The following is a 14,496-nucleotide window of genomic DNA, read 5'->3' on the forward strand; positions in this document are numbered from 1 at the left end:
CGCTTCGAATGGGAGAAGGCGGTCACCATAAGTGGCCCAACTATATATTATTAAGTAACTGTTTTTTAGAAATGAGCCTTTTAAAAAACGTGATTAAAAATTTTTATCAAAAAAAGCAGCCGAAAAAAGCTTGTTTCTATCGTGTTTTTACCTGATTACTTGTCCGAGATAACATTTTGTAAATGCATATTTTTCCCTCTCAAGGAAATACTGTTTTTTGTACAGCAGCTCCTGTGAGGAGGGAAAAGGATTGACTCGAAATAAAGTAGAAATTTGCGGTGTTGATACTTCAAAGCTTCCAGTTTTAAAAAACGAAGAAATGAGAGAGCTCTTCAAGCAAATGCATAAGGGGGATATAACCGCTAGGGAAAAACTCGTCAATGGGAATTTGCGTCTTGTTCTTAGTGTTATTCAACGTTTTAATAACAGGGGCGAATTTGTTGACGACCTATTCCAGGTCGGCTGTATCGGTCTGATGAAATCTATTGATAATTTTGATTTAAGTCAAAACGTGAAGTTTTCCACCTACGCTGTCCCCATGATTATTGGCGAGATAAGAAGATATTTACGTGACAATAACCCGATTCGGGTCTCTCGCTCATTAAGGGATATCGCCTATAAGGCATTGCAAGTGAGAGAACGCTTGATGAGTAAGACATCGAGAGAGCCGACAGCGGCGGAAATCGCTAAAGAACTTGATGTTCCTCATGAAGAAATTGTTTTTGCTTTAGATGCCATTCAGGACCCTGTTTCCTTATTCGAACCCATTTACAATGATGGGGGAGATCCGATTTATGTTATGGATCAATTAAGTGATGAAAAAAATAAAGATATTCAATGGATTGAAGAGATAGCATTAAAAGAGGGAATGAGAAGATTAAATGAGCGGGAGAAGCTGATATTAAGGAAACGCTTTTTCCAGGGGAAAACCCAAATGGAGGTTGCAGAGGAAATTGGTATTTCCCAGGCACAAGTATCTAGACTTGAAAAAGCCGCAATCAAACAAATGAATAAAAATATTCAAAGCTAAAGCCGCCAATTTGGTGGCTTTAGCTTTTTTAAAAAAGGCTGTTTTCGTAATCTTTGTAGCTTTATGGGTTGGATTTATATATAAATCTGAGTTGATTGGAGCGAAGGGCACTTGACTCCTGGGGGAATAGAGGGAGCGGGAGACCCCACAGGCGTTTACGCCGAGGAGGCTCCCGTCCCTCCCCGCGGAAAGCAAGTGCCCGCAGCGGAAATCAACGGGCAAAATATTAAAGCCAAAAACAACAATATATGCGAAAACAGCCTTAAAAAATAATATAACTTCCTAACCTGTCAAAATAAAATAAAGGTATAAGATACCAATATTTCATTCCATTCATTCATATATTTAAGTAGAACCAAATGGCGGGAGGAAGGCATGATGATAAAAATTTCTGAGTTTCAGCTTAAAGATGTTGTAAATGTCGCAAACGGGAAAAAGCTTGGGAATATTGGGGATTTTGATATAAATATTCAGACAGGGAGAATTGATGCGATTGTTATTGGCGGAACAGGAAGGGTTTTAGGCTTTTTTGGCCGTGATGATGATATTGTCATTCCATGGAGAAATATCTTGAAAGTTGGTGAAGATGTTATTCTCGTTCGCCATAATGATTCCAATCTGTTGAAAGATGTCGAGGAAGTAACGTAATTATGCTTTTACCACTGTGAAGAGGCTATTCGTTATGGTAAACTATAGAAAAATGACAAGAGGTTTTTTTATGGAACCATTTATTCTAAAAAATAGCGAGTATTTTGTCATAAAGGAATGGGCTGAGAAGTTCCATGGCTTAACAGCTGGCTTTACAAGTAAGAATGGTGGCTGCAGCCAGGAGCCTTTTTCAACGATGAATGTTGGGTTACATGTGAACGATTCATTTGAGACTGTTAGCCAAAATCGTAAACGAATGGCCAATTTACTGGATTTTCCGCTTGATAGTTGGATTGGAGCCGAACAAACGCATGAGGTTCACATTGAAAAAGTATCATTAGACAGTGCAGGAAAAGGCTCTCTTCTATACGATGAATCTTTTAAAGGAACCGACGGTTTTTTTACATTTGAAAAGGGAATTTTATTAACTCTATGTTATGCTGATTGTGTTCCACTGTTTTTCTGTCATGAGGCGACGGGCGCAATAGGGGCCGCGCATGCTGGCTGGAAGGGAACTGTATATGGGATAGCTAGGGAAATGGTACAGTTATATCAGCGGGAAGGCATGGACGAAAAAGGGATTCACGTCATCATTGGACCCTCGATATGCGAAAAATGTTATATTGTTGATGATCGCGTCATCTCTTTAGTTGAAAATAAACTAGAAGATATCGAAAATAAGCCATATAATCAAGTAGGAGATAATCAATTCCATCTTGATTTAAAACAATTGAATAAAGAAATCCTTTTAAAAGCAGGCATCATGGAAAAAAACATGAAAGTATCAAATTTATGTACCAGCTGCGATACCGATCATTTTTTCTCCCATCGGAGAGATAAGGGGAAGACAGGAAGAATGATGAGTTTTATCGGCTGGAAGGAGGATTTGCAGACTTAAATGAAAGTAGAAAAAAATCTTGAAAAAATTCGAATGCAAATTCGAGAGGCTTGCGAAAAGTCTGATCGAAGCGTTGAAGACATAAAGATTATTGCAGTTACGAAATACGTCACGACAAATCGAGCATTAGAAGCACTTGAAGCAGGCGTTACCCATTTAGGCGAAAATCGTGATGACGGCCTTTTAGAGAAATGGGAAGTATTAAAGGACAAGCCGACATGGCATTTTATCGGTTCGCTACAAACGAGAAAAGTCAAAAATATAATTGATAAGGTTGACTATATCCATTCATTGGACAGGATTTCTCTCGCTAAAGAAATTGATAAACGTGCCGAGAACCCAATAAATTGTTTCATCCAAGTAAATGTTTCCGGGGAAGAATCAAAGCAAGGAATGCCGCCGGAAAAAGTCAGCGAATTTGTATCTAGTCTGGGCGAGTTGTCGAATATAAAGATTGCTGGACTTATGACGATGGCTCCGTATACTTCTGAAGAAAACGTTCTGCGTTCTTGTTTTCGTAAGCTTAATGCTTTACAGAAAGAAATACAGCAAATGGGGCTAGACTATGCTCCGTGCACAGAGCTTTCAATGGGGATGTCGAATGACTTTCGAATTGCGATCGAAGAAGGGGCCACAATGGTGCGGATTGGCACAGCTTTAGTAGGTGAAGAGGAGTAGGAGGTTGAAAAGAAATGAGTTTAAAATCAAAATTTAAAACCTTTTTCTTTCTTGATGATGAAAACGACTATAAGGAAGAGGAAATCATCGAAGAAGAAACAGAGCCAATCAAACAGACACAAAAACAACCGACTCAAAAAAACAATATTGTTAGCCTCCAAAGTATCCAAAAGGCATCCAAAATGGTCTTAGTGGAACCCCGTGTTTATGCTGAGGCTCAAGATATCGCTGATCATCTAAAAAATCGACGTGCTGTCGTCGTGAATCTACAAAGAATTGAAAAGGATCAGGCTAAACGAATTGTCGATTTTTTAAGCGGCACAGTTTATGCTATAGGCGGGGATATTCAAAAAGTCGGGACAGATATATTTCTATGCACGCCCGACAATATTGAGGTATCTGGGAATATTTCGCAAATAATGCAAGAACATGAATTTGAAAATTCGAGGTGGTAACTTTAAATGGATATTTTATTTATCATTTTATTAAAATTAATTTCCTATTACTCATGGGCATTAATTATTTACATACTTTTGTCTTGGTTTCCGAATGCTAGGGGATCGGCCATCGGCCAGTTTTTAGCCCGAATATGTGAGCCATATTTAGAACCGTTCCGAAAAATTATTCCACCCCTTGGTATGATCGATATCTCACCAATTGTTGCCATATTAGTTCTTCGATTTGCATCAGATGGATTAGTGGCGTTGTTCAGATGGATTGCTTAATTTATTTAAAAAACGGGCTTAATATAGGCCCCTTTTTGTTTAAAGGGGATTTATTATGACGATTTATCAGCATTTTCGTCCCGAAGAAAAGGAATTTATTGATCAAGTTCTTAACTGGAAGGACACAGTTGAGGCTACATATGCACCAAAGCTAACCGATTTTTTAGATCCACGGGAACAGGAAATAGTAAAAACGATTATTGGCAATCAAGACGTGAAATTGAAGATGTTTGGCGGTTCTCTTACGGCTGAAAGGCAACGTGCCTTTATTTTTCCAGATTATTATCAATGTGAGGAAGAGGACTTTGGGATTTGCCTTTTTGAAGTAGATTATCCTAAAAAATTTATCACGCTCGAACATCCTCAGGTCCTTGGGAGCTTAATGTCTCTAGGATTAAAAAGAGGAAAATTCGGTGATATCCTATTTCAAGAAGACAGAATTCAGTTTTTCGTTTCACAAGATATTGAAGACTACATAAGTATGCAATTAGAATCAATTGGAAAAGCAACCGTAACGCTTAGAAAACAGCCATTGAAGAATGTTATTCAGGCGGGTGAAATTTGGCAGGAAATGTCGATAACAACGTCAGCCCTTCGCTTGGATACTGTCATTTCGGCGATTTACAATTTGTCGAGGCAAAAATCGCAAGTTTATATTCAACAAGGAATCGTAAAGGCAAACTGGACGATGATTGAAAATCCAGCTTTTGAATGTAAAGAGGGCGACATCATTTCAGTCAGAGGCCATGGCCGTTCGAAAATCATGGCCCTTGAGGGTAAAACTAAAAAAGATAAATGGAAAATAACTGCAGGGAGACAAAAATAATTTGTAATGGTGCAGGATTTTGATGCAAGTTGTCGAATTGTTGTTTATAAGATTTATGAAATTGGAATAGAGGTATTGAATCAGAGTACATAAATAAGGAAATTGGCGGGAAGCCGGTTTCCTCCAATCTGACCTCACACCCCTAGCACTGACACTGATTTTGGGAGGTGGCCACGATGCCATTAACACCGTTAGATATTCATAACAAAGAATTCAGTAAAGGATTCCGCGGCTATGATGAAGATGAAGTAAATGAATTTCTTGACCAAGTAATTAAAGATTATGAGATTATTATTCGTGAGAAAAAAGAATTAGAAGAAAGACTAAATGATCAGAATGAGCGAATTGGCCATTTTACCACCATTGAAGAAACGTTAAATAAGTCCATCGTAGTGGCTCAAGAAGCAGCTGAAGAAGTAAGACGAAATGCGCAAAAAGAAGCGAAGCTCATCGTCAGAGAAGCTGAGAAAAATGCTGATCGTATTGTGAATGAGTCTCTATCCAAGGCAAGAAAAATCGCACTTGAAATCGAAGAGTTAAAAAAGCAGTCTAAAGTGTTCAGAACTCGATTTAAAATGCTGGTTGAGGCACAGCTCGATTTACTGAACAATGATGACTGGGATCATTTGCTAGAATATCAGCTTGATGCAACAGAATTAAAATCTGTACACGAAGAAGATTCATTGGCTTGACGAAAGCCAAGTTAATCGCATATAATTTTAAACAAAGTAAATTTTATGATTATTAACTGTGAGAGGGACAGTACAATTTTTCAAAGCTTATACGCAGTGTGTTTTTTAAAGAACAATCTGCAAGCGAGCCGGGGGCGGTGAAAGCCCGGAATAAGCGGAAAGTTGGAAAATCACCCTTGAGTTCCGTGTCGAACATCCTTCCTGGATTTATAGGCTTCGGCGAATCATTCACGTTACGAATGTTCTAAGCGGATGGAAAGAACATGCTTTCTGTCTACAAGGGTGGTACCGCGGGAGATAAACCTTCTCGTCCCTTTCTGGGATGAGGGGTTTTTTTGTTTTTCGGGTGTTTTAACCCGCACCGAAGTTGGTAATCATGATGCTAATCAATAGTAACGGGAGGAATATGTAATGGATTACAAAGATACTTTATTAATGCCGCAAACGGAATTTCCTATGCGCGGAAACTTACCGAAGCGTGAGCCTGAAATTCAGGAAAAATGGGAAGAAATGAATATTTATGAGAAGGTGCAAGAACGTACGAAAGGACGCCCGATGTTTATTTTGCATGATGGCCCTCCTTATGCAAACGGCGATATTCATATGGGGCATGCGTTAAATAAAATTTTGAAGGACATGATCGTCCGGAGTCGGTCGATGAGCGGCTTCAATTCGCCATATGTTCCTGGCTGGGACACGCACGGCCTTCCAATTGAGCAAGCATTGACGAATAAAGGGGTAAAACGAAAAGAGATGACGGTTGCAGAGTTCCGTAAGTTGTGTGAAGAATATGCTTACGAACAAATTGACAGCCAGCGCTCACAATTTAAACGCCTAGGTGTTCGAGCAGATTGGGAAAATCCTTATGTCACGTTAAAGCCAGAATATGAAGCACAGCAAATTAAAGTCTTTGGTGAAATGGCGAAAAAGGGCTATATTTACAAAGGTTTAAAGCCTGTATATTGGTCCCCATCGTCTGAATCAGCATTAGCTGAAGCAGAAATTGAATATAAAGATAAAAAATCTCCATCCATTTATGTTGGTTTTAAAGTGAAGGACGGAAATGGTGTACTTGAAACAGGGACACAAATTGTCATCTGGACAACAACTCCATGGACAATTCCAGCAAACCTAGGGATTGCTGTTCATCCAGATCTCACTTATGTCGTCGTTGAAGAGAACGGCCGAAAATATCTTGTTGCCGAAGATTTATTGGCTGCAGTGACAAAAGAGGTAGAGTGGAAAAATCCAAGCGTCGTTCAAAAATTAAAAGGGACTGAACTTGAAAGGATTGTTGCAGAACATCCGTTATACGGCCGTGATTCTCTAGTTGTGCTTGGTGAGCATGTTACGACTGACGCGGGTACGGGTTGTGTTCATACAGCTCCAGGACATGGGGAAGACGATTTCTATGTCGGAAATAAATATGGTCTTGGCGTATTATGTCCTGTCGATGACCGTGGTCATATGACAAAAGAGGCAGAAGGGTTTGAAGGTCTTTTCTATGATGCTGCCAATAAGCCGATCACAGAAAAGCTTGAGGAAGCAGGCGCATTATTAAACCTTGCGTTCATCACTCACTCTTACCCGCATGATTGGAGAACAAAGAAACCGGTGATTTACCGTGCGACTGCGCAATGGTTTGCATCGATTAAAGATTTCCGCAATGAGCTATTAGACGCTGTTAAAGAAACAAAATGGATTCCAGCATGGGGTGAAACACGTCTCTTTAATATGGTTCGTGACCGTGGAGACTGGTGTATTTCTCGTCAGCGTGTGTGGGGGGTTCCAATTCCAGTATTTTTTGCTGAAAATGGCGAACCGATTATCACAGACGAAACAATTGATTATGTATCTAATTTGTTCCGTGAACATGGTTCAAACATCTGGTTTGAAAAAGAAGCAAATGAATTGCTTCCAGAAGGCTTCACTCATCCAGGAAGTCCGAATGGCAAGTTTACGAAGGAAACCGATATTATGGACGTTTGGTTTGATTCAGGGTCTTCCCATCAGGCAGTTCTTTTAGAACGCGATGATCTGCAAAGACCGGCTGATCTGTATTTAGAAGGTTCTGACCAATATCGTGGCTGGTTCAACTCTTCACTTTCTACTGCTGTAGCCGTTACTGGGAAAGCTCCATATAAAGGCGTTCTAAGCCACGGTTTTGCTTTAGACGGTGAAGGAAGAAAAATGAGTAAGTCGATCGGAAATGTTGTCGTGCCTGCTAAAGTTATGAACCAGCTAGGAGCAGATATCTTGAGATTATGGGTGGCATCAGTTGACTACCAGGCTGATGTCCGGGTTTCTGATCCGATTCTAAAGCAAGTTGCTGAAGTATACCGGAAAATCCGTAATACATTCCGTTTCTTGCTTGGTAACTTGGCTGATTTCGATCCGGCTTCAGATGCGGTTGCATATGAAAACCTGCGTGAAGTTGATCAGTTTATGCTTGTAAAATTAAATAAATTAATTAAAAATGTCCGTGAAGCATATGATAATTATGAATTTGCTGGCATCTATCATGCAGTAAACAATTTCTGTACTTTAGACTTAAGTGCGTTCTATCTGGATTTTGCAAAAGATGTCCTTTATATTGAAGCAAAAGACAATGCTGAGCGCCGTGCGATCCAAACCGTTCTTTATGAAAGCTTGATTACATTAACAAAATTAGTTGCACCAATTCTTTCGCATACAGCTGATGAAGTTTGGAACTTTATTCCTTCTGTTACGGAAGAAAGTGTACAATTAACGGATTTCCCTGAATACAAGGAACTTCCAAATGCGAAAAAACTTGAAGAAAAATGGACGTCTTTCATGAAGCTGCGTGATGATGTATTAAAAGCATTAGAAGAGGCACGTAATGAAAAGGTTATTGGAAAATCGCTCACTGCGAAAGTAACCATGTATGTAAACGATAATGTGAAAGAACTGCTTGATTCCATCAATGAGAATTTAAAACAGCTCTTTATTATTTCTGGCTTTGAAGTAGCTGGAAAGTATGAGGATGCACCTGAAAATGCAATTAAATTTGAAAATACGGCGATTGTCGTTTCAAAAGCGGAAGGTGAAACTTGTGAACGCTGCTGGATCGTAACTCCAGAAGTTGGTCAGGTTGAAGAATTTGAAACATTATGTCCTCGTTGTGCTGATGTTGTAAATAATCATTACAGCCATCTTGTTTAATCTCGTTTATTAAATGTCTGCCCCCTGTTTTTTAAACAGGGGGATTTATATTTTATAGATACTTCCACCAACGTTAATTGTTGTTCCCTTTGTTAAATCTTTACCTGACTTTTTAAAAAAGCTTGCGGAGATAATAGAAGGAAACAACATGAACGGAGGAGCAGACATGGATGCAATAGAAAAAAAGCTCTATTCAGAACTCCGTAAAACAAGGCAGGAATTATTAGAAAAATTAACAGATGATAACGCCTCGTCTCTCATTAAGCCAATGATTAAAGATGAGTTAGCAGATATTGAATACACGCTAAAAAAAATGGACGAGGGGCTTTTTGGCATATGTGAAATTTCCGGAGAAGTGATGCCCGAGGAACTCTTAAATATTATACCGACTTTAAAATCAATGGATGATTGCAGCAAACTTGATTATTTCTATCGCAAATCGCTTTTTTCGTAAGGTTGTTTTCATAAAGTTTGTTGCTTTTATCATGTGATTTTTATTTAATAATCTGAGTTGATTGGAGCGGAGGGCACTTGACTCCTCGAAAATGCTGTCGCATTTCCTTCGTGCGTGGGCAAATTCAAGGATGTAAGTTCAATGTCCTGCGGGAAAAGAGGGAACGGGAGACCCCGCAGGCGATAACGCCGAGGAGGCTCCCGTCCCTCCCCGCGGAAAGCAAGTGCCCGCAGTGGAAATCAACGGGCAAACTTTGTAGTCCAAAACAACAATATATGTGAAAACAGCCTTTCGTAATAAGCATGACTGTCGTTTTTAAGCAAGATGTGCTAAAATGCAAAGGTAATTAAATGAATTTTGGGGGTTACCTTCGTGTTTTTTTACATAATTGCATTGTTTGTCATTGCTCTTGACCAATTTACGAAGTGGCTGATCATAAAGAACTTTGAATTAGGCGAGAGTGTCAAAGTGATTGAAGATTTTCTTTATATTACTTCCCATCGAAACCGTGGAGCCGCATGGGGAATATTAGAAGGACAAATGTGGTTTTTCTATGTAATCACAGTCATTGTAATCATCGGAATCGTATATTACATTCAAAAAGCGGCGAAAGGAAAATGGCTTTTAGGTGTCTCATTAGGATTGATGCTTGGCGGGGCGATTGGAAACTTTATCGACCGATTATACCGAAAAGAAGTCGTTGATTTTATTAACACATATATTTTTGGCTATGATTTTCCAGTTTTTAATATTGCCGACTCTGCATTAGTCATCGGTGTAGCAATGCTCATGGGGCAAATGCTGCTAGAAGAGAGAGAGACAAAGAAGGAGAAATCTCATGGAGAAAATGGAACACATAATTCTTGAAGATCAAGTAAGTGAACGAATTGACAAGGTTCTATCAACGGTCAATAAAGATTGGTCGAGAACACAGGTCCAGCAGTGGATCAAAGACGGACATGTTCTCGTGAACGGCCAAAAAATAAAAACAAATTATAAATGCAGCACGAACGACAAGATTGAAATCATTATCCCGGAACCAGAGGAATTAGATGTTGTTCCAGAAGAAATGAATTTAGATATTTATTATGAAGATCAGGATGTCCTCGTGGTTAATAAACCAAAAGGGATGGTTGTACACCCTGCACCTGGTCATACGACCGGAACACTCGTTAATGGGTTAATGGCACATTGTAAAGATCTATCTGGAATCAATGGTGTAATGAGACCCGGAATCGTTCATCGCATTGATAAGGATACATCCGGCTTGTTAATGGTAGCGAAAAATGATCTGGCTCATGAAAGCCTTGTTAATCAATTAGTGAATAAAACAGTAACGAGGAAATATCGAGCGGTTGTTCATGGAGTTATTCCACATGATTATGGAACGATTGAGGCGCCGATTGGCCGCGATCAGAAAGATAGGCAAAGCATGACAGTAGCGGATAATGGGAAGCATGCTGTCACCCATTTTCATGTTCTTGACCGGTTTAAAGATTTCACATTTGTCGAATGTCAATTGGAAACAGGGAGAACGCATCAAATCCGTGTGCATATGAAATACATCGGATACCCACTCGCGGGAGACCCGAAATATGGACCAAGAAAAACGCTTGATATTGGTGGGCAAGCTCTACATGCGGGGATTCTCGGATTTGTACATCCGAGAACGGGAGAATACATGGAATTTGAAGCTTCGTTGCCTGCAGATTTTGAGCATTTAATCGAACAGCTAAAAAATAATCATTGACAAGAAATTGCGTGTACGATAAGATTATCTCAGTTGAATAAGTCCTTTAATACAGTCCCGTGAGGCTGAGAAGGAAACGGATAAAGAATCAAGGGGAAAGTATACCCTTATTCTTTAAAGAACGAATCGTTTACCCTCTTGCCTATCGGTGAGAGGGTTTTTTTATAGGCTGTTTGCGTAAAGTTTGTTGCTTTTATAATGTGATTTTTATTTAATAATCTGAGTTGATTGAAGCGGAGGGCACTTGACTCCTACGGGAATAGAGGGAACGGGAGACCCCACAGGCGGTAACGCCGAGGAGGCTCCCGTCACTCCCCGCGGAAAGCAAGTGCCCGCAGCGGAAATCAACGGGCAAACTTTGAAGGCTAAAACAACAATTTTTGCGAAAACAGCCTTTTTAAAAGAAATTATTGCTTTTGACGAAAAATCTGTTGAGGTGATGAAAATGCCGCAAAAAGCAATCGTCCTTGATGAACAGGCTGTCCGAAGAGCGTTGACAAGGATTGCTCATGAAATCATTGAGAAAAATAAAGGAATCGAAGGCTGTATACTCGTAGGAATCCGAACAAGAGGAATATATATAGCTGAACGGCTTGCTGAACGAATTGAACAAATTGAAGGAGCAAAAGTTACGGTTGGAGAGTTGGATATTACATTATATCGGGACGACCTAACAAAAAAAACAATAAATCAAGAGCCGCTTGTAAAAGGGTCAGATATTCCTAAAGACATTACCGACCAAAAGGTAATTTTAGTAGACGATGTTCTTTATACAGGAAGAACGGTAAGAGCAGCCCTTGACGCGCTCATCGATATCGGCAGACCATCTTCCATACAACTGGCAGTCCTTGTTGACCGAGGTCATCGGGAATTGCCGATTAGAGCAGATTTTGTTGGAAAAAACATTCCGACATCAAGCTCAGAGAAAATTGTTGTTGAGCTTAAAGAAGTAGACGAATTAGATCAAGTGAGTATTTTTGAAAAATAAATAAGCCCTTTTAAAAGGAGTCCAGAGAGGCTGCCAAAGGGGGAAGATAGCTAAGCGATTGGTTGCTTTGCTGTGCTCTTATACCCTCTTTGTGCCTTTTAAACGAAGAGGGTATTTTTATTTAACATGTGAAAGAATAAAGAAAGGGAATTGTGCAGCGCCGATCGTTTTGCACCTTTCCTACAGGGGGAGAACTTAGGATGAACAAACCTATATTAGATATTAAAGATGTGCCATCACCAGTTCATTGGGTGACATTGAGTTTACAGCATTTATTCGCCATGTTTGGAGCAACCATTCTAGTCCCATACTTAGTCGGATTAAGCCCGGCGATTGCCTTAATTTCAAGCGGGTTAGGCACTCTCGCTTTTCTCATCATTACTAAATGGCAGGTTCCAGCCTATCTCGGCTCATCATTTGCCTTTATTGCTCCGATTATTGCGGCTAAAGCTGCGGGTGGCCCTGGAGCAGCGATGATCGGAACCTTTATGGCAGGATTAGTGTACGGAATTGTTGCCCTAATCATAAAAAAGGCAGGTTACCGTTGGATCATGAATCTGCTTCCTCCTATCGTTGTTGGTCCTGTCATTATCGTTATCGGACTTGCATTAGCTGGAACTGCAGTGAATATGGCAATGAATTATGACCCAGTAACGAAGGAATACAGTTTATTGCATTTCTCGGTCGCTCTCGTAACGCTGGCGGCAACGATTATCTTCTCGATTTATTTACGAGGAATGCTCGGAATGGTGCCGATACTAGGCGGAATTATTATTGGGTATCTCTATGCATTATTAGTTGGTGTCGTCGATTTTTCAGGTGTGGCAAAGGCCGGATGGATAGAGAAACCGGATTTTCTGATCCCTTTTGTACATTACGATGTGAACGTAACCTTATCTATCGCTCTACTGATGGTTCCAGTAGCGGTTGTAACCTTGTCTGAGCATATCGGTCATCAGCTTGTACTTAGTAAAGTAGTTGGCCGCGATTATATTAAGGAGCCTGGCTTGCACCGCTCAATTCTCGGAGATGGCATGGCAACAATGATTTCTGCATTAATCGGCGGGCCACCGAAAACAACATATGGAGAAAATATCGGTGTTCTAGCGATTACAAGAGTTTATAGTGTATATGTTCTCGCGGGTGCAGCGGTGATCGCAACGATATTCGGATTCATTGGCAAAATCACCGCTTTAATTGGTTCGATTCCTGTTTCGGTAATGGGCGGTGTCTCCATCTTATTGTTCGGAATAATCGCCTCTTCAGGTTTGCGAATGTTAGTAGATAGCAAAATTGATTTTGGCGACAAACGTAATTTAGTCATCTCATCAGTCATCCTTGTCATTGGCGTTGGCGGTGCTTTTATCAAAGTATCAGATGAGTTTCAGTTGCAAGGGATGGCGCTGGCGGCAATTTGCGGCGTGTTATTAAATCTGATATTGCCTGGCAGAGAAGATGTTAAGGATGATTTGTTTGAAATAGAAGCGGACCGGAAAGATGGTGTGGCTTAATTCCTTTTAAAGAAGTCCAGAGAGGCTTGTAAGGGTGTTGAAAGCAAAAGGGTTTAAGGAGAGGTATACTCTTTGCCAAGTTTGCTCTTCAACTCTTCAACACCCTGACAAAAGTCAGGGTGTTTGTTTCGGAAGAAATGAGATCAAAATGAAAGCTATAATATATATGACTAAACATAATTTCATTAGAAAATAAAAAAAGGTGGCTAAAAGATGAACCATTTACTAACTACTTCAGATTTATCCAATGACGAGATAAATAAGATTCTGGCGGATGCCCAACACTTTATTAATGGCGAGACATGGTCACCCGGAAAAAAAGTATTTGTTACAAACCTGTTTTTTGAAAATAGTACGCGGACGAAATGCAGTTTTGAAGTAGCAGAGAGAAGGCTAGGGCTTGATGTTATTCCATTTGAGGTAAGTACTTCAAGTGTATCAAAAGGTGAAACATTATATGACACGGTGAAAACACTTGAAGCAATTGGAGTGGAATCAGTCATTATTCGCCATAACCAAGATCGGTACTTCGATGAACTCGTAGGGAAAGTCGATCTTCCAATTATTAATGCCGGAGATGGCTGTGGTCACCATCCGACGCAATCCTTGCTCGATTTACTAACCATCAAGCAGGAATTCGGTTCCTTTAACGAGCTAAAGGTTGCCATTATCGGCGATATTAAACATAGCCGTGTAGCGAGGTCAAATGCCGCTGCACTAGTCAAACTTGGTGCGAATGTTGTTTTCTCAGGACCGAAAGAGTGGTTTGATGAAGAAAGTTTTGAAAATGGCTCTTATGAAGAGGTTGATTCAGCGATAGAAACAGCTGATGTTGTCATGCTGCTTCGAATTCAGCACGAGCGCCATGACCAAAAGGGAACGCAAACAGTGGAAGAATACCACCAAGCATTTGGTCTGACAGAGGATAGAGAGAAAAAAATGAAGCCTCGAAGCATCATTATGCATCCAGCACCAGTAAATCGAAACGTCGAGATTGCAGACAGCTTAGTTGAATGTGAACGTTCAAGAATTTTTAAACAAATGCAAAATGGAGTTTATATTCGGATGGCAGTATTAAAAAGAGCGTTAGAACAATCAAATGGGGGATGGTAG

General features: G+C 40.1%; 15 protein-coding genes. All 15 read left to right on the forward strand.

Annotation, left to right across the window (positions count from 1 at the left end):
• The first annotated feature begins 250 nt into the window (after nt 1-250).
• Complete coding sequence (gene sigG, locus BGM26_RS01870) at nt 251-1,030, forward strand: RNA polymerase sporulation sigma factor SigG (RefSeq protein WP_057769688.1); 780 nt, start codon at nt 251-253, stop codon at nt 1,028-1,030.
• A 378-nt stretch (nt 1,031-1,408) separates the two neighbouring features.
• Nucleotides 1,409-1,678 carry a YlmC/YmxH family sporulation protein gene (locus BGM26_RS01875; protein ID WP_217038046.1) on the forward strand — a complete coding sequence of 90 codons (270 nt, stop codon included), beginning with the start codon at nt 1,409-1,411 and terminating at the stop codon, nt 1,676-1,678.
• 70 nt (nt 1,679-1,748) lie between these two features.
• The gene (pgeF, locus tag BGM26_RS01880; RefSeq protein WP_217038047.1) at nt 1,749-2,576 is read left to right on the forward strand and encodes a peptidoglycan editing factor PgeF; all 828 of its coding nucleotides are present in this window, start codon (nt 1,749-1,751) and stop codon (nt 2,574-2,576) included.
• Nucleotides 2,577-3,254, forward strand: coding sequence for a YggS family pyridoxal phosphate-dependent enzyme (locus BGM26_RS01885; protein ID WP_217038048.1), 678 nt, complete (start codon nt 2,577-2,579; stop codon nt 3,252-3,254). It abuts the gene before it with no gap.
• A gap of 14 nt (nt 3,255-3,268) precedes the next feature.
• Nucleotides 3,269-3,709: a cell division protein SepF gene (locus BGM26_RS01890; protein WP_217038050.1), complete on the forward strand. Its 441-nt coding sequence runs from the start codon at nt 3,269-3,271 to the stop codon at nt 3,707-3,709.
• Between the two features lie 6 nt (nt 3,710-3,715).
• Entirely contained in the window at nt 3,716-3,979 is a 264-nt protein-coding gene (locus BGM26_RS01895; RefSeq protein ID WP_217038051.1) for a YggT family protein, read from the forward strand.
• Between the two features lie 55 nt (nt 3,980-4,034).
• Entirely contained in the window at nt 4,035-4,805 is a 771-nt protein-coding gene (locus BGM26_RS01900) for a YlmH family RNA-binding protein (protein ID WP_217038052.1), read from the forward strand.
• 176 nt (nt 4,806-4,981) lie between these two features.
• Nucleotides 4,982-5,497 carry a DivIVA domain-containing protein gene (locus BGM26_RS01905; protein WP_217038053.1) on the forward strand — a complete coding sequence of 172 codons (516 nt, stop codon included), beginning with the start codon at nt 4,982-4,984 and terminating at the stop codon, nt 5,495-5,497.
• Nucleotides 5,498-5,908: 411 nt separating this feature from the next.
• On the forward strand, nt 5,909-8,680 hold the full coding sequence (ileS, locus tag BGM26_RS01910) for an isoleucine--tRNA ligase (RefSeq protein ID WP_217038054.1): 2,772 nt from the start codon (nt 5,909-5,911) through the stop codon (nt 8,678-8,680).
• 166 nt (nt 8,681-8,846) lie between these two features.
• On the forward strand, nt 8,847-9,134 hold the full coding sequence (locus BGM26_RS01915; RefSeq protein ID WP_217038055.1) for a hypothetical protein: 288 nt from the start codon (nt 8,847-8,849) through the stop codon (nt 9,132-9,134).
• Between the two features lie 372 nt (nt 9,135-9,506).
• Nucleotides 9,507-10,001, forward strand: coding sequence for a signal peptidase II (lspA, locus tag BGM26_RS01920; protein ID WP_217038056.1), 495 nt, complete (start codon nt 9,507-9,509; stop codon nt 9,999-10,001).
• A complete protein-coding gene (locus BGM26_RS01925; protein ID WP_217038057.1) occupies nt 9,973-10,884 on the forward strand; it encodes an RluA family pseudouridine synthase in 912 nt (303 codons plus the stop codon). The genes lspA and BGM26_RS01925 overlap by 29 nt, the downstream gene beginning before the upstream one ends.
• Before the next feature lie 445 nt (nt 10,885-11,329).
• Nucleotides 11,330-11,872, forward strand: a complete 543-nt coding sequence (gene pyrR / locus BGM26_RS01930; RefSeq protein ID WP_217040599.1) for a bifunctional pyr operon transcriptional regulator/uracil phosphoribosyltransferase PyrR — start codon at nt 11,330-11,332, stop codon at nt 11,870-11,872.
• A gap of 200 nt (nt 11,873-12,072) precedes the next feature.
• Entirely contained in the window at nt 12,073-13,383 is a 1,311-nt protein-coding gene (locus BGM26_RS01935; protein WP_217038058.1) for a solute carrier family 23 protein, read from the forward strand.
• A 213-nt stretch (nt 13,384-13,596) separates the two neighbouring features.
• Complete coding sequence (locus BGM26_RS01940; protein ID WP_217038059.1) at nt 13,597-14,496, forward strand: aspartate carbamoyltransferase catalytic subunit; 900 nt, start codon at nt 13,597-13,599, stop codon at nt 14,494-14,496.

This window comes from Bacillus sp. FJAT-29790 (genome assembly GCF_019039215.1).
Lineage (GTDB): Bacteria > Bacillota > Bacilli > Bacillales > Cytobacillaceae > Cytobacillus.